Annotated in this window: 3 protein-coding genes; 2 read left to right on the top strand and 1 reads right to left on the bottom strand. The window is 66.0% G+C overall.

Features of this window, described 5'->3' with window-relative positions; genetic code table 11:
* Positions 1–663, bottom strand: a 663-nt coding sequence (locus DBR20_RS15020; protein ID WP_146187017.1) for a PilT/PilU family type 4a pilus ATPase, incomplete at its 3' end; no start/stop codon positions are given.
* 87 nt (positions 664–750) lie between these two features.
* Between DBR20_RS15020 and DBR20_RS15015 the strand changes: the two genes are divergently transcribed.
* Positions 751–1428, top strand: a complete 678-nt coding sequence (locus tag DBR20_RS15015; RefSeq protein ID WP_108266732.1) for a YggS family pyridoxal phosphate-dependent enzyme — start codon at positions 751–753, stop codon at positions 1426–1428.
* 16 nt (positions 1429–1444) lie between these two features.
* Positions 1445–1939 (top strand): pyrroline-5-carboxylate reductase (locus DBR20_RS23265; RefSeq protein WP_258223380.1); only part of this gene is annotated, 495 nt, incomplete at its 3' end.

The following is a 1939-nucleotide window of genomic DNA, read 5'->3' as shown; positions in this document are numbered from 1 at the left end:
GCCGGTTTCCGCGGCGGTCAGCGCCAAGCGGATGGTTTCCAGGTCACGCAGTTCGCCGACCAGGATGATGTCCGGGTCCTCACGCAGCGCCGAGCGCAGCGCCTCGTTGAAGCCGTGCGTATCACGATGCACTTCGCGCTGGTTGATCAGGCACTTCTGCGAGGTGTGCACGAATTCGATCGGATCCTCGACAGTGAGGATGTGGCCGTATTCGTTCTTGTTGATGTAGTCGATCATCGCCGCCAGCGTGGTCGACTTGCCCGAACCGGTCGGGCCGGTCACCAGGATCAGGCCCTGCGGCTGCTGGATCACCTCGCGGAACAGCGGCGGGCAGGCCAGGTCTTCCAGGGTCAGCACTTCGGACGGAATGGTACGGAACACCGCACCGGCGCCACGGTTCTGGTTGAACGCATTGACACGGAAGCGCGCCAGCGACGGGATCTCGAAGGAGAAGTCGACTTCGAGGAATTCCTCGTAATCGCGGCGCTGCTTGTCGGACATGATGTCGTACACCAGCGCGTGGACCTGCTTGTGGTCCAGGGCTGGAATGTTGATCCGGCGAACATCGCCGTCCACGCGGATCATCGGCGGCAGGCCTGCGGACAGATGCAGGTCGGACGCTTTGTTTTTTACGGAAAACGCCAACAGCTCGGCGATATCCATGAGCGGCTACTCCCCAATAACGGCTTCGACTGGAAGGATCTTTCCCCGGGCGGCAGTATAGCCTCCTGATTGAACGGAACGCGTTACGTGGCCACTCCCCTGCCCCAGATCCTGAGCAACCTGCACAACGCCGCCGATGCCGCCGGGCGGCCACCGCCGCACCTGCTGGCGGTGTCCAAGACCCAGCCGGCCGAAGCTGTCGCGGCCCTTGCCGCGCAGGGCCAGACCGCCTTCGGCGAGAACTACGTGCAGGAGGCGCTGGCCAAGATGCAGGAGCTGCAGCGTCTGGGGCTGGAATGGCACCTGATCGGCCACCTGCAGTCGAACAAGGCCGAGCCGGTGGCCACGCACTTCGACTGGGTGCAGAGCGTGGACCGGCCCAAGCTGGTCACCGCCCTGGCCCGCTACCGCCCTGCTGAACGTGGCCCGCTGAACGTGCTCATCCAGGTCAACATCGATGACGAATCGAGCAAGCACGGTTGTGTGCCGGAGGACGTCGAGGCGCTGGCCGCGGCCATCCTCGCCGAACCCAACTTGCGGTTGCGCGGCCTGATGGCGATTCCTGCGCCGTGGCCCGAGGCCGAGCGCCGACGCGATGCGTTCGTGCGCATGCGCACACTTTTCGAGGTGCTGGCGGCCCGTCATCCGCAGGTGGACACCCTGTCGATGGGCATGAGCAGCGACTACGCTGAAGCCATTGCCGAAGGTGCCACCCTGGTGCGCATCGGCACCGCCCTGTTCGGCGCGCGTCCGCGCCCGGCCTGATTCCAAGGAGATTCCCATGGCAGCTGATTCCATCACCTTCATCGGCGGCGGCAACATGGCCCGCAGCCTGATCGCCGGCCTGATCCGGCAGGGCGTGCCGGCCACGCACATCCACGTGGCCGAACCGGTGGCCGGACTGCGGGAAGCACTCGCTGCCGATTTCGGCGTGCAGACCCATGACAACGCGGCCGACGCGGCAGCACAAGGCGATACGTGGCTGCTGGCGGTGAAGCCGCAGGTGCTGCGCGATGTCTGCCAGTCACTGCAGGTGCTGGCGCAGGCGAGCAAGCCCTTGGTGATCTCGATCGCCGCCGGCATCACCAGCCCGCAGCTGCAGCGCTGGTTGGGTGGCTCGCTGCCGGTGGTGCGCGCGATGCCCAACACCCCCGCCCTGCTCGGTTCCGGTGTCACCGGTCTGTATGCAACGCCGTCGGTGGATGCGCAGCAGCATGCGCAGGCCGAACGGGTTCTGGCCAGCGCGGGACGCACGGTGTGGATCGACGACGAAGCG

This window comes from Stenotrophomonas sp. HMWF023, assembly GCF_003060985.1.
Taxonomy (GTDB): Bacteria; Pseudomonadota; Gammaproteobacteria; order Xanthomonadales; family Xanthomonadaceae; genus Stenotrophomonas; species Stenotrophomonas lactitubi.
Note: the sequence above shows the minus strand (reverse complement) of the source record. Positions and strands in the feature narration are given on the sequence as shown.